General features: G+C 36.6%; 28 protein-coding genes and 1 pseudogene. 10 read left to right on the top strand and 19 right to left on the bottom strand.

Annotated features, from left to right (window positions below; genetic code table 11):
* Positions 1 to 95: 95 nt before the first annotated feature.
* On the top strand, positions 96 to 1,844 hold the full coding sequence (locus tag HCB45_RS00460) for an SgrR family transcriptional regulator (protein WP_185607859.1): 1,749 nt from the start codon (positions 96 to 98) through the stop codon (positions 1,842 to 1,844).
* On the opposite strand, the gene HCB45_RS00455 is transcribed toward HCB45_RS00460, so the two are convergent.
* The 4 genes from HCB45_RS00455 to HCB45_RS00440 form a co-directional block, all read right to left on the bottom strand.
* The gene (locus tag HCB45_RS00455) at positions 1,841 to 2,227 is read right to left on the bottom strand and encodes a DUF3397 domain-containing protein (RefSeq protein WP_185319227.1); all 387 of its coding nucleotides are present in this window, start codon (positions 2,225 to 2,227) and stop codon (positions 1,841 to 1,843) included. The two genes, HCB45_RS00460 and HCB45_RS00455, sit on opposite strands and share 4 nt — an antisense overlap.
* A complete protein-coding gene (locus HCB45_RS00450; RefSeq protein ID WP_185607858.1) occupies positions 2,220 to 3,125 on the bottom strand; it encodes a 2-dehydropantoate 2-reductase in 906 nt (301 codons plus the stop codon). Before HCB45_RS00450 ends, HCB45_RS00455 begins: the two co-directional genes overlap by 8 nt.
* 149 nt (positions 3,126 to 3,274) lie before the next feature.
* Positions 3,275 to 3,448: a 50S ribosomal protein L32 gene (gene rpmF / locus HCB45_RS00445; RefSeq protein WP_003726143.1), complete on the bottom strand. Its 174-nt coding sequence runs from the start codon at positions 3,446 to 3,448 to the stop codon at positions 3,275 to 3,277.
* A gap of 82 nt (positions 3,449 to 3,530) precedes the next feature.
* Positions 3,531 to 4,067, bottom strand: a complete 537-nt coding sequence (locus HCB45_RS00440) for a YceD family protein (RefSeq protein ID WP_185607857.1) — start codon at positions 4,065 to 4,067, stop codon at positions 3,531 to 3,533.
* A 129-nt stretch (positions 4,068 to 4,196) separates the two neighbouring features.
* Between HCB45_RS00440 and HCB45_RS00435 the strand changes: the two genes are divergently transcribed.
* Together HCB45_RS00435 and HCB45_RS00430 are read left to right on the top strand one after the other, a co-directional pair.
* Positions 4,197 to 5,372: a nucleotidyltransferase gene (locus tag HCB45_RS00435; RefSeq protein WP_185618270.1), complete on the top strand. Its 1,176-nt coding sequence runs from the start codon at positions 4,197 to 4,199 to the stop codon at positions 5,370 to 5,372.
* An 83-nt stretch (positions 5,373 to 5,455) separates the two neighbouring features.
* Complete coding sequence (locus tag HCB45_RS00430; RefSeq protein WP_185618268.1) at positions 5,456 to 7,696, top strand: ATP-binding cassette domain-containing protein; 2,241 nt, start codon at positions 5,456 to 5,458, stop codon at positions 7,694 to 7,696.
* A gap of 41 nt (positions 7,697 to 7,737) precedes the next feature.
* On the opposite strand, the gene HCB45_RS00425 is transcribed toward HCB45_RS00430, so the two are convergent.
* The 7 genes from HCB45_RS00425 to cyoE all read right to left on the bottom strand — a co-directional run bounded on the left by HCB45_RS00425 (position 7,738) and on the right by cyoE (position 12,854).
* Positions 7,738 to 8,778, bottom strand: a complete 1,041-nt coding sequence (locus HCB45_RS00425; protein ID WP_185618266.1) for a SepM family pheromone-processing serine protease — start codon at positions 8,776 to 8,778, stop codon at positions 7,738 to 7,740.
* A gap of 19 nt (positions 8,779 to 8,797) precedes the next feature.
* Entirely contained in the window at positions 8,798 to 9,280 is a 483-nt protein-coding gene (coaD, locus tag HCB45_RS00420; protein WP_185618264.1) for a pantetheine-phosphate adenylyltransferase, read from the bottom strand.
* Between the two features lie 2 nt (positions 9,281 to 9,282).
* Positions 9,283 to 9,840 carry a 16S rRNA (guanine(966)-N(2))-methyltransferase RsmD gene (gene rsmD / locus HCB45_RS00415; protein ID WP_185319234.1) on the bottom strand — a complete coding sequence of 186 codons (558 nt, stop codon included), beginning with the start codon at positions 9,838 to 9,840 and terminating at the stop codon, positions 9,283 to 9,285.
* A gap of 97 nt (positions 9,841 to 9,937) precedes the next feature.
* Positions 9,938 to 10,219 (bottom strand): YlbG family protein, encoded by a 282-nt coding sequence (locus HCB45_RS00410; RefSeq protein WP_003726138.1) that lies wholly within the window; start codon positions 10,217 to 10,219, stop codon positions 9,938 to 9,940.
* Positions 10,220 to 10,249: 30 nt separating this feature from the next.
* A complete protein-coding gene (locus HCB45_RS00405; RefSeq protein WP_185618262.1) occupies positions 10,250 to 10,699 on the bottom strand; it encodes a YlbF/YmcA family competence regulator in 450 nt (149 codons plus the stop codon).
* A gap of 47 nt (positions 10,700 to 10,746) precedes the next feature.
* Positions 10,747 to 11,802 carry a CAP domain-containing protein gene (locus HCB45_RS00400; protein WP_185319236.1) on the bottom strand — a complete coding sequence of 352 codons (1,056 nt, stop codon included), beginning with the start codon at positions 11,800 to 11,802 and terminating at the stop codon, positions 10,747 to 10,749.
* Positions 11,803 to 11,948: 146 nt separating this feature from the next.
* The gene (gene cyoE, locus HCB45_RS00395; RefSeq protein WP_185319237.1) at positions 11,949 to 12,854 is read right to left on the bottom strand and encodes a heme o synthase; all 906 of its coding nucleotides are present in this window, start codon (positions 12,852 to 12,854) and stop codon (positions 11,949 to 11,951) included.
* Between the two features lie 235 nt (positions 12,855 to 13,089).
* Between cyoE and HCB45_RS00390 the strand changes: the two genes are divergently transcribed.
* Together HCB45_RS00390 and HCB45_RS00385 are read left to right on the top strand one after the other, a co-directional pair.
* Entirely contained in the window at positions 13,090 to 14,007 is a 918-nt protein-coding gene (locus HCB45_RS00390) for a COX15/CtaA family protein (protein ID WP_003723941.1), read from the top strand.
* Between the two features lie 108 nt (positions 14,008 to 14,115).
* Positions 14,116 to 14,859 carry a potassium channel family protein gene (locus tag HCB45_RS00385; protein ID WP_185618259.1) on the top strand — a complete coding sequence of 248 codons (744 nt, stop codon included), beginning with the start codon at positions 14,116 to 14,118 and terminating at the stop codon, positions 14,857 to 14,859.
* Between the two features lie 5 nt (positions 14,860 to 14,864).
* Here HCB45_RS00385 and HCB45_RS00380 read toward each other — a convergent pair whose 3' ends face one another.
* Genes HCB45_RS00380 through HCB45_RS00370 form a run of 3 tightly spaced genes read right to left on the bottom strand, consistent with a single transcriptional unit; the run spans position 14,865 to position 17,780 of the window.
* Positions 14,865 to 15,506 (bottom strand): MOSC domain-containing protein, encoded by a 642-nt coding sequence (locus HCB45_RS00380; RefSeq protein WP_185607851.1) that lies wholly within the window; start codon positions 15,504 to 15,506, stop codon positions 14,865 to 14,867.
* Between the two features lie 18 nt (positions 15,507 to 15,524).
* Complete coding sequence (locus HCB45_RS00375) at positions 15,525 to 16,142, bottom strand: YcnI family copper-binding membrane protein (protein WP_185319240.1); 618 nt, start codon at positions 16,140 to 16,142, stop codon at positions 15,525 to 15,527.
* Positions 16,143 to 16,154: 12 nt separating this feature from the next.
* The gene (locus HCB45_RS00370; protein ID WP_185618257.1) at positions 16,155 to 17,780 is read right to left on the bottom strand and encodes a copper resistance CopC/CopD family protein; all 1,626 of its coding nucleotides are present in this window, start codon (positions 17,778 to 17,780) and stop codon (positions 16,155 to 16,157) included.
* Positions 17,781 to 17,927: 147 nt separating this feature from the next.
* Here HCB45_RS00370 and HCB45_RS00365 point away from each other — a divergent pair, with 147 nt between their 5' ends.
* Positions 17,928 to 18,119, top strand: a complete 192-nt coding sequence (locus HCB45_RS00365) for a hypothetical protein (RefSeq protein WP_185607850.1) — start codon at positions 17,928 to 17,930, stop codon at positions 18,117 to 18,119.
* A 60-nt stretch (positions 18,120 to 18,179) separates the two neighbouring features.
* Positions 18,180 to 18,572, top strand: coding sequence for a large conductance mechanosensitive channel protein MscL (gene mscL / locus HCB45_RS00360; RefSeq protein WP_185319243.1), 393 nt, complete (start codon positions 18,180 to 18,182; stop codon positions 18,570 to 18,572).
* A 53-nt stretch (positions 18,573 to 18,625) separates the two neighbouring features.
* Here the strand turns inward: mscL and HCB45_RS00355 are convergent, their stop codons facing one another.
* The 4 genes from HCB45_RS00355 to groES all read right to left on the bottom strand — a co-directional run bounded on the left by HCB45_RS00355 (position 18,626) and on the right by groES (position 21,892).
* Positions 18,626 to 19,018, bottom strand: coding sequence for a hypothetical protein (locus tag HCB45_RS00355; protein WP_185319244.1), 393 nt, complete (start codon positions 19,016 to 19,018; stop codon positions 18,626 to 18,628).
* Between the two features lie 44 nt (positions 19,019 to 19,062).
* Positions 19,063 to 19,272 carry a hypothetical protein gene (locus HCB45_RS00350; protein WP_003763314.1) on the bottom strand — a complete coding sequence of 70 codons (210 nt, stop codon included), beginning with the start codon at positions 19,270 to 19,272 and terminating at the stop codon, positions 19,063 to 19,065.
* Positions 19,273 to 19,944: 672 nt separating this feature from the next.
* Positions 19,945 to 21,573, bottom strand: coding sequence for a chaperonin GroEL (gene groL / locus HCB45_RS00345; RefSeq protein WP_185319245.1), 1,629 nt, complete (start codon positions 21,571 to 21,573; stop codon positions 19,945 to 19,947).
* Between the two features lie 34 nt (positions 21,574 to 21,607).
* Positions 21,608 to 21,892, bottom strand: a complete 285-nt coding sequence (gene groES, locus HCB45_RS00340; protein WP_185319246.1) for a co-chaperone GroES — start codon at positions 21,890 to 21,892, stop codon at positions 21,608 to 21,610.
* Between the two features lie 234 nt (positions 21,893 to 22,126).
* Here groES and HCB45_RS00335 point away from each other — a divergent pair, with 234 nt between their 5' ends.
* Together HCB45_RS00335 and HCB45_RS00330 are read left to right on the top strand one after the other, a co-directional pair.
* A complete protein-coding gene (locus HCB45_RS00335; protein WP_185319247.1) occupies positions 22,127 to 22,813 on the top strand; it encodes a CPBP family intramembrane glutamic endopeptidase in 687 nt (228 codons plus the stop codon).
* A 1-nt stretch (position 22,814) separates the two neighbouring features.
* Positions 22,815 to 23,019 (top strand): annotated as a pseudogene (locus tag HCB45_RS00330) (DUF4305 domain-containing protein).
* Positions 23,020 to 23,045: 26 nt separating this feature from the next.
* On the opposite strand, the gene HCB45_RS00325 reads toward HCB45_RS00330, so the two are convergent.
* Positions 23,046 to 23,693: a redox-sensing transcriptional repressor Rex gene (locus HCB45_RS00325; RefSeq protein WP_003722329.1), complete on the bottom strand. Its 648-nt coding sequence runs from the start codon at positions 23,691 to 23,693 to the stop codon at positions 23,046 to 23,048.
* A 310-nt stretch (positions 23,694 to 24,003) separates the two neighbouring features.
* Between HCB45_RS00325 and HCB45_RS00320 the strand changes: the two genes are divergently transcribed.
* Positions 24,004 to 25,956, top strand: coding sequence for an ABC-F family ATP-binding cassette domain-containing protein (locus HCB45_RS00320; RefSeq protein WP_185618255.1), 1,953 nt, complete (start codon positions 24,004 to 24,006; stop codon positions 25,954 to 25,956).
* Positions 25,957 to 25,974: the final 18 nt, after the last annotated feature.

Genomic DNA, 25,974 nt, shown 5'->3' with positions numbered 1-25,974 from the left:
ATTTCTTAACTTCTCTGTTAGTATAAAGGGGGAATAGAAAGATAAAAAGGGTATTTAGAAACATATATTGTCCCCTTTTAGATTGGAGTTGACTTATGGACAAAGATTATTTCACTATGCGTGCGTATTTATATACGCAAACAACAGATTTAGATGTGCCTTTTAAACTAAGTAATTTAGCAGAGATTTGGTTTTGTACTACTAAAAATGCCAAGCGAAAATTACAACAATATCAAACAAAGAAAATACTCACTTATTTGCCCGGACTTGGTCGAGGAAATATTTCACGACTTATTTTTCCTAAACAATTAGAAGAAGAAGTGCTTGAAGTTTTGGAGCAAAGTTTAGCAAACGATGCATTTAGTGATATATTATTTCTGCTACAATTACCTATTCCTAAAAGTTGGTTTTCTAACATATCTACTGAAATTCAGCATATGTTTGGTTTACAAGTAACAGAAAATCAACAAGAAATACTCCGCTCTATTGTTCGACGTAAGCTCACTACCTTAGATCCCCTGCAAACTTCTGTATCTATGGAAGCTTTTTTGATTACGCAAATCAGTGATACTCTCGTAAAATATGATGAAATAAAAAAGACTATTACTCCACATATTGCGCATAATTGGAAAGTATCCGATGATTATACAGAATGGACTTTTTATTTACGAAAAAGTGTTTTATTTCATCATGGTCGCATGCTTGATAGCGAAGACGTCAAATACACCTTACTCCGTTCGATGGAAAAAAATTCTGTCAGCTCCTGGCAATTAAAATCCATTAAATCAATTCAATGTTTAAATAAATTTACGATTACGATTTATTTAAACAAACCGGATCCTTTTTTTATTCGCTATTTATGTACAGCCAATATGGCTATTTTACCTCGGGATGTTATTTTTGATGAATATAAATGGATTTCAACCGGTCCCTTTCGCATAGTAGAGCGAAATGACGAACGGCTTGTTTTAGAAGCATTTGACGCTTACTTTTTAGAACGTCCACTTCTTGACCGGGTAGAATTTTGGACAGCTCAAACAGGAGATGCTTTAACAAACATTCCTATGCAATTTACTTCCGTTGATTACGAGGAAAATAAAGCTTATATCGAGCGCCGTAAACCAGGTGTTGGTGTTAACTTTATTTGTTTCAATACCCATAGGCATGGTTCAGCACAACATCCTGCATTTCGCGAAGCACTTTATCAGTTAATAGATTGCCAAATAGCGAGTGAGCTAGATTTTGAAAATTACGGCACAATAGCTTCCAATTACTTTCCAGAAAAATCGATTACGCCTATTAAAAATCCTGAAAAAATTGCTAGCTTATTAAAAGAAGCAAATTATCAAGGCGAAAAAGTCATATTTGCGACAACTCAGCATCCTACCGCTTTAAAAGAAGCAAAATGGATCCGCGACCGGGCAGCTCAATTCGGTATTAATCTTGAGCAAAAAATCATCTCTCATCAAGAAGCTTCTTATACAAATGTGCCAAAAGAGGAAACAGATTTGATGATGATGGGAGAAATTCCAGCTTCTGATAACGAAATGGCTTATTTGGATTTCTTAAATAACCCTTATCTTTTACCACAACAACTATTTAATGCTAGTATTCTTCTTGAACTTTCAAAAAAATTAGATGAAATGAAATTGGAAAAAAACGCCTCCAAAAGAGACGTTTTGCAAACGAACATTGATCGTTATCTAACCGAAAATAATTATTTAATTTATTTACATCATCCAGAAAAAAGCCAATCGCTCCATTCCATGATAAAAGGCATTGCTGAAAATCCATATGGTTACTTCGATTTAAGCAAAGTATGGATTGAAACAAAAACTCCTTAAAAAAGTAATATTAAGCTATAAATAATTCCGTATAAATAAAGAACAACATATAGTAGGGCGAAAATAAAGAAACAAAGTCTCCAGTAACCACGAAAGATTTTGCGAAACTTAATTTCGCCTTCTTTTTTGGCTGCTAAAACAACAATAATGATTCCTAAGACAAATAAAAACAACAATATATACAATAAAAACGAATGATTAAAGATGACAATCATAAAAAAGTGAACAGCGATAATTAAGAAAATTGTTGATAAATCTGCTGCCAACATAATTCTACGTTGTGGTTTCCGAAATTTAAAACGTGCTAGAAATAATGTAAGAACAAATACCACTACAGGTAAAATAATAATAATAGCTGTTGAATTAGTTAACCAATCAAACATGATGTTCTCCTTCCATCCCTTTAATAATCTGGTAAAGCGTTTGAAGTGTAGGAAGGGAAATTTCTCTTTGACTCCCTTTTTCTAAAATCGGTAGCACAATCCCATCAATTTCTGTCATCCGTCTATTCATGCAGTCAAGCGCCATTGAGGAAAAATTAAGTGCAGTTGTACGGCAAATCGTTTCGACTTTCTTTTGTGCATCTTCTATAGGTAAAACAGCTCCAACTTCTTTTACGACTCTTATTAACAAATTATGCCATTCTTGATTTTCTAAAAGTTTCCCATTTTGAACACCAAGAACTGCTGTTAATGGATTAATAACTGCATTAATAAATAATTTTTCTTGAATAATTTCTAGATAATTTGCATGCTTTTCAATTGGAAAAACTGGTCTAGACGTTAGTAATTCTTCTAGGTCGTCATTCAGTTCTCCTTGGTAAATGCTATATTTTGTTCGGCCGTGTCCACGCCAAATAACGGTCGTATCGTCTTCACGACCTGCCCCGTGCTCACTAACACCTAATAAAATGGTACGGGTTTGTCCAAGCTGACTTAAATACCCTAAGTGACCAGCTCCATTTTGAATAAATAAAATTGGAATATTTGACGGTAACTTTTGAAGAATTGGTAGTATTTCATTTAAAGAATACTGCTTTACGGCAATAATTAATAACTTCTGATTAGTTAATTGTTCTTCTTCAGCAAGAGATACTGCATGTATATGTATATTTTTCGTTGTTACATTATCTATTAATGAAATTCCTTTTTGATTTAATAAAGTAGCTTGTTCTTCACGATGTGTAAAAAGTGTTAGTTTAGATTTATCAGCAAAATTAGCCGCGTATAACAGTCCCATTGCTCCGGCGCCAATGATTCCAACGTTTATTTGGTTTTCCATTGATTTCAGCTCCATATTGATTGATGCTTTTATTTTATCAGAAGTGATGAGTCTTTGCACTTTTGTATGCAAACAAAAACCTCGAAAGACCCATGGCGTCTTTCGAGGTTCGTCTTCAACAAGTGAAACGTCACCTGTTTTTAACTGTATTAGCTGTTTGCTACATCTTTGCCATCATATTGTCCACACTCTGGGCATACGTGATGGGAAAGTCTATATTCGCCGCAATTCGAGCATTCGTTCATGCCCGGAAGTTGAAGTTTAACGTGTGTACGACGCTTACGCTTTTTGGCTTTTGAAGTTCTTCTAAAAGGTACTGCCATTTCCTTACACCTCCTTGACGATAACTAATCGTTAATCTAAGAAAAATAAATTCCTTAATATATTCCAGCTTCACGGGGAAGTTTAGTCTTCTTTTTTCTCATCGAAAAAATTGGCTAATCCCGCAAGACGAGGATCCACTTTTGGTTCTTTTGCTATTTGTTCTAGTAGATTACTTTCTTCTGTTTTCATTTCCCATTCTTTGCCTCGTGGAAGGTTACTCATTTCGAGTGCGTCTTCACTGAAAACTTGCATCGGAATTTCAACAAGTAAAAGTTCTTCTACTACAGGGGTTAAGTCCACCATATCTTGCTCCATCACATGCCAAGATTCATCTAGAACTTGTTCTTTGGATTTCACAAAGGTTTCCGTCGCATGCACTTCATAAGGATAAATAACATCCTCAAGTGTACGAGCACATGGAAGTGTCCACTCGCCTTTCATAGTTAGGTTAGCGGTAACTTCTTCTGGGTGTACAATAAGTTCCCCAGTTACTTGTACGGGGCTTGCATCACGAACGTCTATATTGTTCTCTTGAAAGAACTTTTTTAGGTCAGCTTTTTCATTAATCGTGAAGTTGCTGTCACGATATTTTTTCAATTGACTGATAGACCATTTCATCCTACATCACTCCAAGCGCAACACAAAATATTATAGCTTTTTTCAAGGCTTTTGTCAATGGTTTTTCAGGGACCGAAACTGCCGGCTGATTTTTATGCTAAAATAGATTATCTAAAGGAGGGAATCGAAATGAAAGCAACTGGAATTGTGGTCGAATATAACCCTTTTCATAATGGTCACCAGTTACATTTAAATAAGGCACGCGAACTTACAAAAAGCGATGTGGTAATTGCGGTAATGAGTGGTTCTTTTGTACAGCGCGGCGAGCCAGCAATTATACCTAAATGGGAACGAACAAAAATGGCCCTTGCAGCTGGCGTCGATATGGTTATTGAGCTCCCTGTTTCGTTTGCGACACAACATGCGACAATTTTTGCAGACGAGTCTATTCGACTATTAGATGCACTTCATATAGATACACTTTTTTTCGGAAGTGAGCACGGGGTTAGTGAAGATTTTTCTGCCGCTGCTAAAACAGTTGTTGAGAACGAAGCTGCTTTTAATGAAGCCATTCAGCTTGCTTTAGGTGATAAGAAAACATCGTATGCGAGAGCTTATACAAAAGCTTTTACACACTTATTTGGAAAAGAATTACTGGATGTTACTAAGCCTAATAACATTCTCGGTTTCCACTACGCACTCGCTATTCAAAAACAAAATCCTTCGATTGCACTTCAAACGATGTCGCGTGAACATTCGGGTTATCACGATGCGGAAGCAAGCCACGATTATATTGCTAGTGCAACTGCGATTAGAAAGTTACTCCTTACTGGGAATTTAGAAGAAGCTAGTCGCTACCTTCCCGATTACTCTATAGAAGTTTTAAATAATTATAGCGGACCATTTTTATCGTTTGAAGATTATTGGCCGCTTCTAAAGTTTCGTTTAATCCAAGCTAGTTCGGATGAGCTTGATGGGGTTCGCGGTGTTAGTGAAGGAATTCAAAATCGAATGCAACTTGCGGCAAAAAAAGCGCACAGTTTTTCAGATTTTATTGAAATAATGAAAACAAAACGATACAGCAACGCGCGCTTACAACGAACCGCTTTACAAATTTTATTAAATGCCCAAAATACGCCTCCTGCAGAGCCCTATATCCGAGTGCTTGGAATGAGTAAAGCTGGTCAAAAATACTTATCACTTCATAAGAAAAATATTTCGCTTCCAATTGTTACGACTGTTTCTAAAGCAGATCCAAGTCTTTTAAAAGAAGATCTACGAGCAACAGACATTTATACACTAATAAATGGATTAGAAAATTATCAAGCGGGCGACTTTCATACTCCACCTATTCTAACCTTGTAAACATTTACAAGGTTTTTGGTTGACTTTCATAGTTCTATTTTGCTAAGATATTTGTCCGACTCAAAAAAACAGGAGGTATGTGTATGGTACAAGAATATATTCGATTAAGAGGAGCTCGTGAAAACAATCTCCAAAATATTTCCCTGGATATACCAAAACGAAAAATCACTATTTTTACTGGTGTATCTGGTTCTGGAAAATCTTCTATTGTATTTGAAACTATTGCCACGGAATCGCAAAGACAGTTAAACGAAACATACAGCGCCTATCTTCGTAATTTCCTTCCGAAGTATACGCAACCGGATGCAGATTCAATTGAAAACCTCTCCACCTCTGTTATTATTGATCAAAAACGACTTGGCGGTAATTCCCGCTCCACCCTTGGTACCATCACGGATATTAATTCGATTTTGCGATTGCTTTTCTCACGTGTCGGTAAACCTAGTATCGGCACCGCAAATTTGTTTTCTTTTAATGATCCTGCTGGTATGTGTCCTGATTGCCACGGTGTTGGTCAAAAAGTTTCGGTCGATTTAGTAAAATTACTTGATCCAAATAAATCACTTAAAGAAGGCGCCATTTTATTTCCGACGTTTTCGGTAGATTCATGGTACTGGAATTCCTATGCTTATTCCGGCTTTTTTGATGTGAATAAAAAAATTAAAGATTACACTGACGAAGAATACGATATGCTTTTAAATGGAAAGGATATTAAAGTCTTTCTAGAGACTCCCATGGGTAGTATGAACGCAACCTATGAAGGATTAATTCCAAAATTCAATCGTTTGTACATTCAAAAAGAAGGTGAAATGTCCGCTTCTACAAAAAAACGTGTCGATAAATTCACCCATATTGCGCCTTGTACGACTTGCGAAGGCACGAGACTCTCCGCGCAAGCATTATCTTGTACAATAAATGGCGCAAATATCGCCGACTTCACAGCAATGCAATTAGACGAACTAAAAGAAAGGATTGCGAGTATTGATAATCCCATCGCTGCTCCAATGGTCAAAAGCATCACTGAACGAGTGCAACATTTGATTGATATTGGCCTTGGTTATATGACATTAGATCGTCAAACTGCTTCTCTTTCTGGCGGGGAATCACAACGCGTCAAGATGATTCGTCATTTGAATAGTAGTTTGACGGATTTACTTTATATTTTCGATGAACCTAGTATTGGCCTTCATCCACGGGATGTTCATCGCCTGAATGAATTACTTGTGAAATTACGCGATAAAGGGAATACTATTCTCGTTGTAGAGCACGATCCAGATGTCATCAAAATTGCTGACCATATTGTTGATGTAGGCCCACATGCTGGGAAACATGGGGGTGAGATTCAGTTCGTCGGAAGTTATACAGATTTGTTGAAGTCGGACACATTGACTGGTCAGTTCCTCAATCGCCATTTACCAATTAATAGCAAACCGCGACAATCAAAAGGCTTTTTAACAACAGAAAAAAGTAGTCGCTTTAACCTAAAGGATATTCAGGCCAACATTCCAAAAGAAGTCCTTACCGTAGTAACTGGTGTGGCTGGATCGGGTAAAAGTACTTTGATTCATTCTGTCTTCCTAAAAGAATATCCAGATGCAATTGTGATAGACCAATCAGCCGCACATGCCAATATCCGCTCCAATCCCGCCACCTATACTGGCATAATGGACCCGATTCGAAAAGCATTTGGAAAAGAAAATGATGTCAGTCCATCACTCTTTAGTTACAATTCCAAAGGCGCCTGCGAAAACTGTAAAGGACTTGGTTTCACGACAATGGATTTGGCTTTTATGGATTCGATTCGCACACCTTGCGAAGTATGTCACGGCAAGCGATTCCAGGATTCTGTTTTACAATATAAGCTGAATGGTAAATCGATTAGTGACGTCTTAGAACTAACTGTCTCAGAAGCGCTTGATTTCTTTACGGATAAAAAAATCTTGAAAAAAATTGAAGCAATGGAAGAGGTTGGAATTGGTTATGTCACGCTTGGCCAAGCACTTAGCACCTTATCAGGCGGGGAATGTCAACGTTTAAAACTCGCCAATGAGCTTCATAAAAAAGGGTCGATTTATATTATGGATGAACCTACAACTGGTTTACACATGTCAGACATTGAACATATTTTGACGATTATTCACTCACTTGTAAACAAAGGAAATACGGTTATTGTGATAGAACATAATGTCGATATTATTCGAAATGCTGACTGGATTATTGACCTTGGTCCAGAAGGTGGAAGTTCAGGTGGACAAATTATTTTTGAAGGTGCCCCACTTGATTTACTTGAAAACAAACAATCATTGACTGCGAAATATCTCTAAATTAAAAAGTCGTTTTGTCTAAAGCAGACAAAACGACTTTTTTAGTTTAGTTTTTCTAAATAATCCACGGCATCTTGGAAGGTTTTAACTGGAACAATTTTCATTTTGGTATCAATGTCTTTCGCTGTTTCGACTGCTGTATCGTAATTACTTTCGATACTTGGATCGCTTTTTTTCATTTCTTCAGTGATTGGATCATTTGGAGCAAAGAAAATTTTTGCACCACTCTTATCTGCCGCAACGACCTTTTGATCAATACCGCCGATTCTTCCCACGGTTCCATCAGGATCAATTGTGCCAGTTCCAGCAATTTTTTTGCCATCTGTAAGATCATTTTTTTCGAAACGGCTGTATATTTCTAGACTGAACATCAAACCAGCAGAAGGTCCGCCGATTTTTTCAGAGTCGATTTTCACGGTTGGATCTGCGGTGATTTTTTCATCATCCACAAGCGTGATACCAATTCCTGGAGTACCTTTTTTATCAATGGCTGTTAGTTTGATGTTGGCTTGCTCGTTTTTATCACCATGCTTATAGCTGATTTTGACAGTGTCACCCACTTTTTTACTGTGGATGTAATCAATAAATTCTTGGCTTGATTTAAACGAGTGCCCGTCAATTTCTGTAATTAAATCACCAGCGTGAAGGATATCAGCTGCCGGAACATTGTCTTTTACACTTAATACGTATACGCCATCATAAGTAACTTTGACTTCTTGTCCGGCTGCTTTGTAAGCTACTTGAATGGCGTTGTTTTTGGATTCATTCATCATTTGCATTTGGCGAACGTTGTATTCTTCATCAGATTCATTATCGTATTTGATGTCGCTATCTTTTTCTAGTTCATGATATGGTAGAAATTTAGCTGTCACATATGTATAAATATTTGCTTTTCCCATCGCAATCGTCACTAGACTGAGTGATCCGTCTTTTTTATTTGGATGGTTATCAACCGTAACGAGTGGTGCAAGTTCTTCGGTTCCACCAGGTTTTGAAATATAATACGGAACTGGAATAAAAAAGCCCGCTATAATAATAATCAACAGCACTATTGCCGTTATTTTTTTCCACTCTTTACGCATTATCTTCTCCATCTCCTACTTACTTGAATTTTGCTTGTATTGCTTTATTCACGACTTCTGGCACAAGTTCGCAGATATCTCCTTGATACTGCGCGACTTCTTTAACCATACTCGAACTTAAAAAAGAGTATTTCGTGTTAGTCATGACGAAAAAAGTTTCGATTTCTGCATTAAGCGTTCGGTTCATTGAAGCAATTTGCATTTCGTATTCAAAGTCACTCACAGCACGAAGGCCTCTGACAATGGCTGTAGCTCCGCGCATAGCAGCATAATCAACGGTCAATCCGCTCGCACTTTCTACTTGAACATTTGATAAATGAGACGTCACTTCTTTAATCATTTCCATTCGCTCTTCTATAGTGAAAAGCGGTTTTTTGGATGAATTGTTTAATACAGCAACATAAAGCACATCGAAAATCTTTGCTGCACGTTCAATAATATCTAAGTGACCGTTTGTAATCGGATCAAATGTTCCGGGAATAACAGCAATTTTATCTTCCATTTCTACGCCTCCTGAAATTCAAATATGGATAAAACGGTAATTCCATAAGAAACAGACTTGATTTTCTCGAATTTACCAATTGTCTCTGGCATGACTGCTTCTTTATCATGTTCGCAAATAATTCTTCCGTTTTCGTTAACTAATTCTAATTTTTCTAAAGATCCCAGTAATTTTTCTAATTGTTGCTTTTTATATGGTGGATCTAAGAAAACAAGGTCGAATTTCCGCTCATTTTTATGGAGTAATTTGAGTGCTCTTTCGGCGTCATTTCGGTATACTTCTGCGCGCTCTGTAAAATGGCATCCTTCTATGTTTTGACGGATTGTTTTAATTGCGAGTGTTGCTTGGTCAATAAAAACAGCACGTTCGGCACCTCGACTTAGCGCTTCGATTCCAAGTCCACCACTTCCAGCAAATAAATCTAGAACTATATCACCATCAAAAAATGGACCGATTATTGAAAATAAGGATTCTTTTACTTTATCTGTAGTTGGTCTTGTATTATTTCCTGGAACAGCTTTTAAAGCATGCCCTTTTCGTTCTCCTGCAATGACTCTCATGTTTTTCGCACAACCTTTACTTCAATGTCTTTTTTACTTTATCATAAATAGATGCAAAAAAACAGCAAGACTAGTCGAAATAGCCTCGCCGTTTTGATTAAATACTGATTTGTACATCTTCGTTTTTATGTTCATACATCATTTCTTTTTTTGATTCGTATTCTGTTTTTAAGAACGGACGAAAAGACATTTCCACACGTTTCACATAATGAAAACGAGAAACTTTGTTAGAGATATCTTCTACTTCGGCCATATCACAATATAACACCGCATATTTTAACTTACGCGATACATAATGAACATTTCCAAATCGCTTCAAAGATCTAACTTGTTTGAGATGATTCATCCAAACGACGATAGCTTGTCTATCATTTTCCATTGTCTAAGCCCCTTCTTTTTAGGATAAGCTTTACGCTGAACAACCGCAGCCTCCCCCGCTGCCACAACCGCCTGTAGAACAAGCAGATTTCGTTTCAAAAAATGGATTACCAGTCGGTACTTTAATATTTTCTGAGACTGCACTTGCGAGAAGCAAACTAATTTCATCCAAGAGAGATTGTAAATCCATCTCTGCTCGGCGAAAAGCTGCCACATTTTGATCCATGTCGACTTCGCGTTTATACGCACGAGTCTTCCTGGTTACTTCTTTATAATCAGGATGATACCGGCCGAACCGTTGTACTTCCTCATATTGTTCTTTTATTCGTATAAACTGACGAATATTTTTTTGTGAATTGGCGTCATTTAGTAATACTTGTCTAGTATGCTTATAATTCTGTGCTTCTTCGGAGTCTAGAATCATGCTAGCAAGCTCATCTGATAAGTCAAGTAGCGCCATATTTTCCATTGTAGCGAGCAATCTAGCCACCTCCATCTTACTTACTTTTCTATTATACCATAGAACGATTATTTAATAATAAAATTTTGCGTATAATACTTCCGATAAGTTCCAGCACCCATGTAGGTATAAGAACCATCTAGTAAGTTTTCTCTGTGCCCTTTCGAATTTAACCAGCCTTCTACAGCAGCTGCACTATCTACATAATTATAAGCAATATTTTCTCCTGCTTTAGTATATTTTATATTACCCGCGCTTAACCGCTTGCTCAGATCGCCTTGTGTTGGTGAATTGTGATCAAAATAATCATTTTTCTTCATATCAAAACTATGACCATATGCTACTCTTGCTACGCCAACATCCCACGCCACTTCTTCTATACCGTAACGGTCGCGAATGACGTTTGTAATTTCTAATACCTGTTTACTGGAAGCTTGGTCAATCGCATTCCAATCTTCTTGAGATAATTTCTCTTCATAAATTTCACCTTGATAAGATAATTCATAAGGTCGCATTTTTATGAAAGCTAATTTATTCAAGTAGCGGACACTAACTAGTTTTGACTTAAATTTATCAAAATTCAGTTGCGCATACACGCCACTTCCGATATTGACAATTGGTCGAGCATTTAAATCTTCTTCGGAAAGTTCAAATTTATAATAACTATCTTTATAATTAAAAGATATTTCTGATTGTAAATTCGCATCAGTAAATACTTTTTCTGTCGACATTCCGATAGTATAAGGCATAACATTTAAGTCTTGACCGAGCGCATAAATCGTTTGTATAACATTATTGGTTACTCCAACTAACATGTAGCTAGTTCCTGGTTGGCTATAAACGTAATTATCATAACCGTATGCTGTTTTGTCCACACGTACCGGGTCACCAAATTCTTTGTTTAACTCACTTACGTTCTTATTAATAAACCTTGCCAAGCTAGAACTATCTTGTACTTGTTTCGGATTTTCATTTGTTGTTTTTTTATCATCAGGAAAATTAGATTTTGTAGCAGTATCTTCGGCCGTATTTTTTTCAACTGATTTACTAAAAAAAAGATCTGTGTTATATCCAATGAACAGGCAAATGATTAATAGCACAGCTACTCGTATAATAAACTTCACATTTTGCCCTCCTCGGCGGTATTTTGTTTTTCTTGATGTAAGTTTCATTTTACCAATTCTCATATCATTTGAAAAGCTTTAAAAATCATAAAAAAACAATTACGAAAATCCGCGCCAAAATGCGGTTCTCGTAATTGTAGTTGTCTTTATAAGAAAATCGAAATAACGACCATCGCAACAAATAAAATTGTCATGTAATTTAGCGAGTAAATAAACATCCATTTTGCCCATTTGATGCTATCTTCCATTTTAAATCCATAAATACTTAGTGCCAGCCAACCGATATTGAGTAAGGTTGCTAAAATAACATATACAAGCCCTAAATCAAACATAAAGAATGGTAAAACAGTTAATAAAATCACCCAGAAAAACATACTTTTCTTTGTGCGTTCAATGCCTTTTACTACTGGCAACATTGGAATTCCAGCGGCTGCGTATTCCTCTTTCCGTTTAATCGCGATTGCATAAAAATGAGGTGGTTGCCAACAAAACATGACAAGAAATAGCATAATTGGCACAATGCTAAATGATGGCTCAACTGCAAACCAACCGATAAGCGGTGGAACAGCTCCTGAAAAACTACCAATGACAGTATTACTAACTAGTTTTCTTTTCGCATAAAGGGAATAAACGACTACATACAAAAAGACACCGATAACACCAAGAACTCCTGCTTGCCAAGTCGTCATAAATAACATAATTGTCCCGACAACACCTAACACAAGTGCGACCATCAGTGCACGTTTACCAGAAATTTTCCCGGTCATCGTTGGTCGGTTTTTCGTTCTTTCCATAATTCCGTCAATATCACGATCAATGACATTGTTAAAAGCGCCCGAAGCAGCGACAATAAGTGCCGAACCGACGATAGTAAAAAATATTACATCTACATTTTGAATAAAAGAAATTCCATTTAACTGAAAGGCTAGCCACATACCTGTAAAAGCAGTAATCGTATTAGAATTAACGATTCCGATTTTCACAAGCTCGGTAAAATCACGGACAGTAAATCTACTCGAAGTTAACTCCCCAGTCTTCTCTATCTGATTCAATTTTTCTCCCCCTAACACTTGCTGATATAAACCAGTGATTGCGAACTGATACATATCCTATACCCTTATTATGTGAAAAATACGCCCCTTTTGTCAATAAATCGGCTTTAGTCTTGTACGCTTTACTTCTTTAAATAAACACGCTACAATTAGTTTGATGTGTACTCATGAACATATACATATAAACAAATTTTAGTAAAATCTCACACGCATCTAAAGGAGAGATTGGTAGATAATGAAAAAATTCTTAAAAGTTTGGTCTGTACTAACGATTATTTGTATGACGGTCGTTGTTTTTGGCGGGGCACTGGTGACGAAAACTGGTTCGGCAGATGGTTGTGGTAATAGTTGGCCACTTTGTAATGGACAATTAGTTCGTTTAACAGATGTTACCCCAGAAAAACTCATTGAATTTATGCACCGAATGACAACAGGAATCAGTTCGATTTTTGTTATTGTATTAGCAATTTGTGCTTGGATTTATATGAAAAATCGCCGCGAAACAAAACCACTTGCAATTATCGCTGTGTTGTTTCTAATTATTCAAGCGTTAATGGGAATGGCAGCAGTAGTTTGGGGTCAAAATCCGTACATTATGGCACTTCACTTTGGTATTTCCATTATATGTTATGCCTCGATTGTGTTACTTGCCCTAATGATTTTCGAAGTAGACAGGAAATTTGATGCTAGAAACCTTGTGATGGGGACAAAATTACGAATTAATATATACGCGCTAACGATTTATACTTATTTAGCCGTTTATACTGGCGCACTTGTACGTCATGAAAAAGCAAGTATGGCCGTTCCGGTTTGGCCGTTTGAAAATGGGCACTTTATTATGCCTACTTCTGTACAAGATTATGTGCAGTATTTCCACAGGTTAGCCGCATTTATTTTAATTGTTTGGTTACTTTATGTAACTTGGCTTGTGTTCCGTGATTATAGAAGATACCGCGTGTTAACTTTTAGTATGGTATTGTCACTTGTGTTTATCGCTCTTCAAGCGGTTACTGGTGCGCTTTCTGTTTATACAGGAGTGAACTTATATATCGCACTGGCACACAGCTTAATTATTACAATGCTCTTCGCCTTACTTTGCTACCTATGCTTGCTCGCATCTAGAAGTAAAAGTAATCGGCTACGAATTAAATAAAGAAAACAGCTGATGACATATATCATCAGCTGTTTTTGATTTATCTACAGTTTTCAGCCGGTTTTATGCTAAAATAAATAAGAATACACGTTAAACGAGGTGAATAACTTGGATAAAACAAAGAGAAAAATGATTTATGAGATTTTTATGCTTAGTCTCATAGTACTTTCCCTTGCCCTATTGCCATACAGAAACAACTTTACTTTTATTTTAAATTGGATTATTTGGGTGATATTTACATTAGATTATTTTGTTAGGTTTCACCGAGCAGATGATAAGTGGCATTATGTAAAAACGCATCCTTTCCAATTGATTGCAATCATTCCTTTTTACGGCGGATTTAGAGCGGCTCGGATTGTAAGTTTTATCCATCTTCTAAGTATTACTGCGATGGGAAGACGTTATATTGTACCGATTTATAGCTTTTTCCGTTCCAATGGATTAAGTCGCTTTTTAATGATTTTTGTATTACTTGTGATTATTATTCCGGTTCCAATGGTTTTTATTGAACCTGAAATAAACAACTATCCTGATGCACTGTGGTGGGCAATCGTTACGTCGACAACAGTAGGCTACGGAGATATCGTTCCAGTTACACCAATCGGACGAATTTTAGCATCGATAATGATGCTATTTGGAATAGCGTTTATTGGGATGATTACTAGTACATTAACCAACTTTTTTCGTGCTAAGAAAACTTCTACCTCTAGCACACAACGCGCAAGTAAAATCACCCAATTAATTGCCGACACACCTGATTTAACGAAAGAAGAAATTGCCGTAGTTGAACAATTTTTAACACTGAGAAAGAATGAATTAATAAACGAAACCAAAAAAAGTGATAGCGAATGACGCTATCACTTTTTTATTAGCTTTTCTACTTGATTCCGGTAACGTTCGGATAAAGCTTGAACAGCTAAAATTCGCTCAAAGTCTTCTTTTGTACCTTTTTTATGCAATACTTTTTCATGACAAAAAGCAACTGTTACCCCGTGCGACTCTTGGTGTATTTGTCTAATCTTATCCGTTTCACTGATTTCTCCTGAGGTAATTGTTCGGCATAGATAACCTGTCAAGCCTGTTTCGCGAATTGCTTTATAGAGATTTGGTATTCCATTAAATTTCTCAATCGTGCTACACGGGTTTCGCGCCTCTGTTACTTGTATTACAGTTTCACCAATTTGAAATTTATCACCGATATGGACCGTGCTCTCTAACATATTAGTGACTATTAGATTCTCCCCAAACGCGGTTACTTGTAGTTCTTCTCCAAACATTTCAGCCCATTTGGCATAATGCTCATATGGATAAATGCATACAGTTCGATCCGCTCCTCCATGATATTTCAAATTATGAGGTGCATCGTTTTCAAAGCCATTCATAGTTAATTGCGCTTTTTTAACGAGCTTTTTTTCAATTCCAGTCATCATTCGTTTATTACTTGGAAGGGTTAAATTTTTTGGTTTTCCAACTGCTAAATGGATGATTTTCCTCTCCATCTATTTACTCCTTTGATGTTATTTTTTTCGGCTTAAGATAGCAAGAATACTTGTAATTAATGCGAGCACACCAATGGCAAGCGCCGTCCATAATAAAATCGTATTGTCATTAGACTCGCTTGTATTCGCAGCAGTATTCTCGGCTCCTGCAACCATTTCTCCGTGTGACCCTGTGGTAGTTTTTGAAGATTCTTTCAAAATTTTCGTAGTCGCATGGGGTGTTTCGGAATCTTCTGCGCCAACCCATTCAACTATGGAGCCATCTTCATAATATTGGTAGGCATTCCAAGCTACTTCTCCTTCTTCACTTGGGTTTTTAGCGATAAAACTAAAACGTTGGAATTGACCTTTTTCAATCCCGCTTCCTTCAGTTTGCCATGTTACTGTACTGTTTTTCTTATCTACCGTAGTTGTCCATCCTGACACTGGTTCGTATGATTCGAATGAAACACCTTTTGCTACTTTTAATACGATTTTCTTTGATGCAGCGTCTTTTTCAGAAGGTACTTTCATCGTATAAGTTTCCCAAGAGTCAACAGTGGACTCACTTGGTAAAACAGAGACGTGGGCACTCGCCTGCAAGGGTATCATAAAAGTAGCTAATAAAACGACAATGGAGCTAATAATTTTTTTCATTGTTTTTCCCCTTTACTGTGTAATATTGGTTGTAAAAGTTTGATTAATATCGGTAAAATCTTTCGTTAGACCATGGACCGTAATTTCCCATTTTCCAGTTTGGTTAATATAAAGTCCTTCTGCAAAATATTGATTCTCATTTGCGAGTTTCGCTTGGAAAGTAGATTTTTCCACGTTTTTAGTAGATTTTGTTGTGATAGTCACTTGTTCGAAATCTGTTTTGGTGGCTCCATCTGCGGAAGTAAAGGTGATAATAAATTGGTTTTGACCGACTGTTGCTGGCTCTACTCGTAAATTAATTTTTGCATTTTCGCCTTCTGCTGCAATTGTTTCGTCAAATGCTTTTGGGGCAGGTGGTGGCGGGGTTTGTACGTTTGTTAAAACACTTGCAACGATAAGAATGATTGTCCCAATGATAAGTTCAATTAATATCGTTTTAAATGGCAACTTTTTGTTTTTGAGTTTGAGATAGATGTAATGACCTAAACCTAATAATGCCATTAGTAAAAATAAACCTATTTTGAATAGCAGAATTTTGCCGTAGTTGGTTGTAAATAAGTTTGCCATTTGACCAATGTTCATCACTGCCATAAGTAAGCCACTAATGAGTATTGAAGCTACCGCGATGATTGCTACAATGGCAAATCTGCTCCAAACTTCACGCGCTTTCCCAGTTTTCGGTAATACGAATAATAGTACTAAAATGCCGCCAACCCAAACACTTGCTGCAATCATATGAAGCATATCTGCTGTAATACTTACTATTTTATCGGCACTCGCTGCAGCATGTCCATTCTGAGCCTTCGCAAAAATCAAATAACCAATTAATGCACTCTCTGTCAGAAGCGCGAACCAGCTCCATTGTTTATTTTTACGAAGCATGATAGCAGTAAAAATAACAAGAACGAGCCATGAGATAATCTCACTAAGCCAAATATAGCCGGTTTTCGTCGTTAAGAAAGCCGCTAATTTATCGGGCTGGAAACTTTCGCTAATAGAAACACCCGTTGTAATGCTCGTTTGTACAAAAAGTTGCATTAGTAGCGCCGTGCCAAGAAAGGCGAGCGCAAACCAGATTATTTTCTTTAAACGTGTAGTAATTTTTTCTGGTAGTTGCTCTTGTCGCGGATAAAGTCCTAGCCCAAAAACAAGCATCCCGATAAATAATGAAAAGCCTATGTAAAGTATTGCTTTTTGAACGGAACTAATTTGCAGATCGAAAGCATTTGTTGGTACTTCTGTGCTTTGGAATGTCGCTTTTGTATCGCCTAATTTAAATGATAAGACGCCACTTACCGCGTGACCATCAGCAGAAACAACTCGCCACGATATGGAATAGACGTCTGCTTTTAATTTAGCTGGCAAAGAAGCTTCCACCATATGATTATTCTTCTTTGAAACAGCAGTCTTTCCAGTCTCAACCCGCTTCCCATTTGAATCTTTTACTTCTATCAAAGGAAAATCTGCTTCAATTTCTTCATTAAAAACGAGCGTTACTTGTTTTGGCGCTGTTTTAATATGCGATTGATCAGCTGGATTTGAATTTTCCAAATAAGCATGGGCTGAAACATGTTGAACTGGAACAATTAATATGTATAATAAGATAAGAATAAAACTGACCTTTTTTAATAATTTCATTTACTACTCCTTTTTCAAACACACGGTTTTACTCTTTTTAAACTTATCACGTGCAACAATTGAATGGAAATAATTGGCTCACTCGCTATTGCAAATGATGCACAGATTATGGCATAGTAAAAGAAAAGGAAAAGGAGATTTTTATCTATGCTTCGTTATATCGAATTATTTTTTATGTTTGCCTTTGTTACACTCATCACGATGTGGCTTCAAGCACTTTTAGCTAAATGGAAACCAAGTATTTTAAGCTCTTTTTGGCTCCGAGCACTTACCTTTATTATAATTGGCTATGCTTTAATGGCCCCGACTCTTTACATAGGCAGTTTATTACTAAAATAAGTTCAGTTGCTTTCACATCACAGTTAGATGTTTTATACTGGGAAGCGGGAGGTGAATTTTATGAAAAAAATGTTGCTTGAGTTTAGAGATTTCGCATTAAAAGGGAACGTACTGGATCTTGCGGTAGCGGTTGTTATTGGAGCTGCATTCGGAAAAATTGTTTCTTCTTTAGTAGATAATATCATTATGCCAGTTGTTGGTGTACTTCTTGGTGGACTTGATTTCACAAAATTAAGTGTGACAGTGGGTAAATCTGTTATTCAGTACGGTGCTTTTATTCAATCTATTGTTGACTTTATCATCATCGCTTTTGCTATTTTTATATTTGTCAAAATACTTACTAGTTTTATGAAGAAAAAAGAACAACCTACAGAAGAAACACCAGTGCCACCAACAGAAGAATACTTAAAAGAAATTCGCGATTTATTGAAAGAACAACAAAAAGAAATTTAAAAGGAAAGACAGAAACTTTAGTCAGCTATTTTTGACTAAAAGTTCCTGTCTTTTTATTGTTGTTGTTTCTTTAATTGTAGCGCTAAGAACATTTCAACCACAGCGACTACTAAAAAGATAATTTGTAAAATAAATACATAACCAATAATTAGTAATTGTACAACCATCCACACACCCAAAACAGCGGCTGCTGCAAACATGACTTCTTTAGTTCGTGGCAGTTTTTTCAGTAAATAAATAAGTGCGGCAAAATGGAATAGCCCAACAAAGACGAATAAAAATATGCCTGGGACTAAATAATCGACAAATGGTGAACCATCAAGCAACCCTGTCGAAAGAGATAGTAAACTACCGCTTGGCTTAAATACCATGGATAAGCCACCATAAATTGCTCCAATTGCTGTAAAACCAACTATTAAAATACTACTTATACGTGTCCAGTTCATGGCGTTCTCCTAGTCGTTTTTCTAGTAGTATACCACGAAAATTATCATTCTGCCGCTTTTCTTCGTTTTATTTTTTTGATTAAATCAATCAGTACGAAAACTGCAATCCCGCATGCGACAACTGTTGTAAGATACCAAGCCGGCCCAGATTCTGCGCGAACTCCAAGCCAATAAGTTACCGTTTTCGGATTAAAAAATGCAAAGCAAATCGCACAAAATGCAATAATTCGACCAATAATGGAATTTTCTCTCATAATAAGCGCATCTCCTTTTCTTTTATTATAACAATGGTTTAGAGGTAAATTCTTACTTTTTTGGTCCCAAAATTGTTCGCTTCATAACAAGTTTTGGTTTATCGCATAAAAAAACTATGACAAGCAGATACCCTGTCATAGCTATCTTAATTATTGGTCATATTTACGAGCGGTCCTCCTTACTTTCTAAAGCCTCTCACTAGAATGGACACCTATAATTTGACTGTTGTTGATGAATCTTTTTACAAGTTGGTAAGTTTTAAAATCCAGTCTAAAAATTGGTTCTAGTATTTCCACAGTAACTAATTCAACCACTCTCTTGTCCTTACTAATCGCCATTTCTTCCATAAAAGTGAGCATTCTATCTCTTAATGTATTATTAAAATCTTTTTCTGTTAACCTGAGATTCAATAACATCCAAAGTGCTGGAAAATAAAAATATGGAGAGTCTCCTAACTCCTCAGACCATTTTTTTGCTCACTACTTTTTGTATATTTGTTAATTTCTGGAAATAATTCGTCTACCGTTAGATTTATTGTTTCATAATGTAATTCCACTTTTGTTTTTCACCTCTATCCTTGAAAATAAAAGCGGTTTTTATTATTAATTTAAGATAAAAAAGGCCTCTGAATAAAATCCAGAGACCTTTTTGAAATGTCAGCTGATGCTTTCTTACATCATGCCGCCCATGCCACCCATTCCCATGTCAGGAACTGCTGCTGGGCCGTTTTCATCTGGTTGATCTGCTACAACAGCTTCCGTAGTTAACAGAAGTGCTGCAACGGATGAAGCATTTTGCAATGCGGAGCGAGTTACTTTTGTTGGATCAACAATACCCGCATCAATCATGTTTACCCATTCGCCGTTTGCTGCGTTGAAACCAACTCCGACAGCTTCGTGTTTCAAACGTTCTACAATAACAGAACCTTCAAGTCCAGCGTTATGCGCGATTTGGCGAACTGGTTCTTCTAGGGAACGAAGCACAATGTTAATACCAGTTTCTACATCACCTTCAGCTTCTAGTGCTGCTACTTTATTGTAAATACTTACAAGCGCCGTACCACCACCAGCAACGATACCTTCTTCTACTGCTGCACGAGTAGAGTTAAGCGCATCTTCAATACGTAATTTACGTTCTTTTAGCTCTGTTTCAGTTGCAGCGCCGACTTTGACAACAGCTACTCCACCTGCAAGTTTTGCTAAACGTTCTTGTAATTTTTCTCTATCAAATTCAGAAGTAGTTTCTTCCATTTGCGCGCGAATTTGGTTTACACGAGCGCTGATTTGTGTGGAATCGCCTGCTCCTTCTACGATGGTTGTATCATCTTTTGTTACAACTACTTTGTTAGCTGTTCCAAGTTGGTCAACGGTAGCTGTTTTCAGTTCTAAACCTAGGTCTTCTGTGATTACTTGTCCACCAGTTAAAACAGCAATATCTTCTAACATTGCTTTACGGCGGTCACCGAAACCAGGAGCTTTCACTGCTACTACGTTAAATGTTCCGCGAAGTTTGTTTAGTACTAGAGTTGCTTGAGCTTCCCCTTCAACATCTTCCGCGATAATTAACATTGGACGACCTTGTTGAACCACTTGTTCTAAAACTGGTAAGATTTCTTGAATATTGTTGATTTTTTTATCTGTAATTAAAATGTATGGTTTTTCAAGGACTGCTTCCATTTTGTCAGAATCAGTTACCATATAAGGGCTAGTGTAGCCACGATCAAATTGCATACCTTCTACTACGTCTAATTCTGTTGCAAAACCTTTGGATTCTTCAATAGTAATAACGCCGTCGTTACCAACACGTTCCATTGCTTCTGCGATTAATTTACCAACTTCTTCATCACCAGAAGAAATGGCAGCAACTTGAGCGATAGACTCTTTGCTTTCAATCGGTTTAGAAATAGCTTTTAATTCTTCAATAGCTGTTGCTACGGCTTTTTCGATACCACGACGTACGCCTACTGGATTTGCTCCAGCTGTTACGTTTTTCAAGCCTTCTTGAATCATTGCTTGCGCTAAAACGGTAGCGGTTGTAGTTCCGTCCCCAGCAACATCATTGGTTTTAGAAGCAACTTCAGATACAAGTTTTGCTCCCATGTTTTCAAATGGGTCTTCTAATTCAATTTCTTTTGCAATCGTTACGCCATCATTTGTAATTAACGGAGAACCGAATTTCTTCTCTAAAACAACATTACGACCTTTTGGGCCAAGCGTTACTTTTACTGCGTTTGCTAATTGGTCGACACCACGTAACATGGCACGACGAGCATCTTCACTAAATTTAATATCTTTTGCCATTTTATATTTCCCTCCGATTATTTCTTTTTTTAAATTATTTAGTAATTGCTAAAATATCACTTTCACGTAAAATCAGATAGTCAGTTCCTTCGTATGTCACTTCTGTTCCAGAGTATTTTGCAAAGATAACTGTGTCACCTTCTGCAACTTCAAGCGGTTCTTTTGCTCCATTTTCTAGAACACGACCTGAACCAACTGCAATAATTTTTCCTGATTGCGGTTTTTCTTTGGCAGAGTCTGGTAATACAATTCCACTTGCTGTTTTTTCCTCTGCTTCAAGTACTTCAATTACAACACGATCTCCTAATGGTTTTAACAATGTAAATGACCTCCTCTGATATAATTAAATTTTTCATTTTAGCACTCGACACATTAGAGTGCTAATACAGTTATTATGATACCAAACTGAATAAAAATTGCAAGCAAAAACGTTTAAAAAACAGAAGAATTCTTATTTGCGGTAAAGCTAGATAACGAGTACAATAAGGAGAGCTATTTCCGCTTGCTTAAAGGAATTTAGCCGAAGTTTGTTTTTAGAAAGGATGCGTATTTTTTGGCTAAACGTTATATTACAATTGTATTAGTTTATTTATTATTATTATTTTCTGCGTCTGTTGGGATTCCAGTTGTTCAACATCTTTTACTTAGTACGACATCCCTTTCTCAAGAAGATGCTGCATCGTATGGAATGGTTATTTGGTCGATATTCTCTAATCTATTATCACTTGCGATTATTATTCCGATGCTCTACAGGAAACCGAAAGAAAATAAAATAGAACTTGGTGAAAAAACGAAACCGCTTCTGAGTATTGTTTGGATTATTGGAGGTGTCATTGGATTATACGTGGCACAAATTATTTGTAGTATTATTATTACAATGATTTCTGGGGATTTAAGTAATTCTGCAAATACGGAATTACTAGTTGATTTAACTAGATCAGCACCTATCTTCTTGATTTTCATTTCTGTTCTTGGGCCAATTTTAGAAGAGCTTATCTTTAGAAAAGTAGTTTTTGGTGGACTAAGTAATGTGATGAATATTCATGTAGCTGCGGTTATTAGTTCGCTTTTCTTTGGATTACTTCATGGAGATATCTCCTTTTTACTTACTTATTTTGTTATCGGGCTAATTCTTTGTTTTCTTTATACGAAAACGAAACGAATTGCCGTTTCGATGGGTGCACATATTTTAATGAATACCATTGTTTTGCTCGTGAGTCTTGGAATCATTGGAGGATAATATGAAAAATTCATTGATAAAGCAAAGTTTTCTTTATTTTGCGCTTGGTCTTGTATTTGTCTATTTCGTTATTGTTCGAGTGGCTGAGTATGGTTATGACCTTGTTGCCTATATACTCATACTGATGATGTTGATTGATTTTGGTATTGGTATTGGCCTTATTATCACTGGGCTTAAAAGACGTAAAAAAAACCTGTAGAAAGTAAGTGTTGCTTACCTTCTACAGGTTTTTTTATTCTGTTTTCGCTGGATAGTTTTCTAGGAAATAGATTAAAGTTTGTAATTCTGTTGTAAGATCGATATGGTGCACACGAACTTGTTTTGGAACGCTAATACGAGCTGGTGTAAAGTTTAGAATACCTTTCACATCTGCTTCGATTAAACGATCTACTGTTACTTGAGCTTCATCAGCTGGAACTGTCAAAATAACTACTTCCACACCATTTTCACGAACAATTTCTTCCATATCATTTAAGTGATAAATTGGAATGTCTTGTTGAACACTACCTACTTTCGCTGGATCCACATCAAATGCAGCAACGATTTTGATATTATTATTTTTCATGAAATTATAATGTAATAATGCTGTACCAAGGTTACCTACCCCAATTAGTGCAACATTTGTCTGTTTGTCTTGACTAAGTGTTTTACTGAAAAAGTCGAGTATGTAAGAAACGTTATACCCGTATCCTTTCTTACCTAAAGCGCCAAAGTACGAAAAATCACGTCGTATAGTCGCTGAATCAACTTTCACCGCTTCACTTAATTCCGCAGATGATACTCGTTCCTTACCTGATTCATCTAGGTATTTCAAGTAACGATGATATAATGGTAAGCGTTTTGCTGTCGCTTGTGGAATTTTTGTTGTTTCCTCCATCATGCCTTCTGTCCCTTCTTCTTTTAAATTTTTTCTGAAGTTGAAGCTATTGTGAACTGTACTTCCTTTCACATGCTTGCTTATATACTATAAACATTTCACAAGGAATGCACAAACTTTTTGCTCATGATTTTCAAGCAATAGTTTGTCCTGCAAAATATCTAGTGTTTTCCTTCTTTTCCATTCTACGCTAAAATCACAAATAATGCGAGTGTTTTCACAATCTATCTTCTACGTGAAGCTTTTCTTCTCTCATTGCGATTACTTGGCTTTTAAGATAAACTAGTAAGGAGAACGTTCGAGGAGAGAGATTATGATATTATTACAAGTTCAGCAAATTTCTAAATTCTTCGGTGCAGAAGTTATTTTAGATAATATTAAATTAGAAGTAAAAACAGGCGACCGCATTGCCCTAGTTGGTCGAAATGGTGCAGGTAAATCTACCTTACTTAAAATTATCGCTGGAAAAATGAGTTATGATAGCGGAACTATTTCTAAACCTAAAAGTGTCGAAATCGGCTATTTGGCTCAAAATACCGGCCTTGAATCCACGAAAACCATTTGGAATGAAATATTAAGTGTTTTTGATTCACTTAGAAAAATGGAAGCAGATTTACGCAAAATGGAGCTCCGTCTCGGGGAACCTGAGCTTTATAATAATCCGGAAAAATATCAAGCATTGATGACCGATTATGATACCTTACAACATACTTTTAAAGAAGTTGGCGGGTATACGTATGAAGCAGAAATACGCTCCGTTTTAAACGGTTTGCGCTTTTATCCAGAAGATTATGAAGTAGAAATTGCCTCACTCAGTGGTGGGCAAAAAACAAGGCTTGCACTGGCTAAGTTATTACTCGCGAAACAGGATATTCTTGTTCTCGATGAACCGACAAACCATTTAGATATTGAAACATTAGCTTGGCTAGAAACCTATTTACAAAACTATCATGGTTCTTTACTTATCGTTTCTCATGACCGCTATTTCTTAGATAAAGTCGTTAACCAAGTATACGAAATTAGTCGTACAAAAATTGATCACTATAAAGGAAATTACAGTTCATTTGTTAGCCAAAAACAAGCCAAACTAGAACAGATGTGGAAAGAATTCGATAAACAACAAAAACAAATTTCTAAGCTAGAAGATTTTGTCGCAAGAAATATCGTTCGTGCTTCTACAACGAAACGAGCTCAAAGTAGAAGAAAACAATTGGAAAAAATGGATGTACTCGCTCGACCTCAAGGCGATGAAAAAGCGGCTCATTTTGGCTTCCAATTTGAAAAGCAAACTGGTAAAGATGTTTTAATGGTAGATGAATTAAGTATTGGTTACACAAAAGACAAGCGCATTGCTTCCAATCTAACGTTCGAAATGAAACGTCAAGATAGTCTAGCGCTCGTTGGTCCAAACGGAATCGGTAAATCTACCCTTCTTAAAACACTCATTCGCGATATTCCAGCTCTTAGCGGTAAATTCCATTTTGGAGCAGGTGTCAAAATCGGTTACTATGACCAAGAACAAGCCAAACTAACATCAAATAAAACCGTTCTAATGGAGCTATGGGATGATTATCCAGAATTAAATGAAGTGAACGTTCGAACAACACTGGGTAATTTCTTATTTTCAGATGATGACGTGCTAAAAAATGTCCAATCCCTTAGTGGTGGCGAAAAAGCTAGACTTGCTCTTGCCAAACTTACTTTACTTGAAGCTAATGTACTTATTCTGGATGAACCGACCAACCATTTAGATATTGAAAGTAAAGAAGTTTTAGAAGCTGCTTTAATCGATTTTGAAGGGACAATTCTCTTTGTTTCTCATGACCGTTACTTTATTAACCGAATCGCTTCTAAAGTGGTCGAACTAGCTCCAGAGAAAGCGACTGTTTTCCTTGGTGATTACGATTATTACCAAGAAAAAATCGCCGAAGCAAAAGAACTAGCGCGCCTTGATAGAGAAGAACGTCGAAAAAAAGGAGAAGAGGTCGAAGCAACCGCATCTGTTAGAAAATTGAACTATCAAGAAGAAAAAGAACAACAAAAACTACTTCGTCAAAGAAAACGCAAACTAGAAGAAGTAGAAAAATCTATGGAAGAAACGGATGAAAAAATCGCCGAATTAGAGCTCCAATTAACCAAACCGGAAATTTTTCAAGACCATGAGAAAGCTTTTGAAATTACGCAAGAACTTGATGTGGTAAAAGCACGTGGTGAAAAACTGATGGAGGAGTGGGAGAAAGTAAGCGAAGAACTAGAATCTATGTAATCTACATAAAAAAGGAGC

This window comes from Listeria farberi (assembly GCF_014229245.1).
In the GTDB taxonomy this organism is placed as follows: Bacteria; Bacillota; Bacilli; order Lactobacillales; family Listeriaceae; genus Listeria; species Listeria farberi.
The sequence above is the reverse complement of the archived record's forward strand: the minus strand, read 5'-3'. Positions and strand labels throughout refer to the sequence as shown.